We start from the raw sequence: 255 nt of genomic DNA on the forward strand, positions 1-255 counted from the left end.
TTTTCACCTTTCCCTCACGGTACTGCTTCACTATCGGTCACCAGGGAGTATTTAGCCTTGGCAGATGGTCCTGCCGGATTCCGACGGGGTTTCACGTGTCCCGCCGTACTCAGGATCCGTCTCGGAGGGTGCTTGCTTTCGGTTACAGGGCTTTTACCTGCTCTGGCGGGCCTTTCCAGACCTCTTCGCCTACCAAACACCTTTGTAACTCCATGTGAGACGTCCTACAACCCCAAGGAGCAAGCTCCTTGGTTT

The 255-nt window shown here is 54.9% G+C and carries 1 rRNA gene; it reads right to left on the reverse strand.

The window, feature by feature from the left end:
* Nucleotides 1-255 (reverse strand): 23S ribosomal RNA (locus MRBLPE1_RS33255); the annotation flags it as partial.

The sequence above is a fragment of the Paenibacillus sp. LPE1-1-1.1 genome (assembly GCF_040676435.1).
Taxonomy (GTDB): domain Bacteria; phylum Bacillota; class Bacilli; order Paenibacillales; family Paenibacillaceae; genus Pristimantibacillus.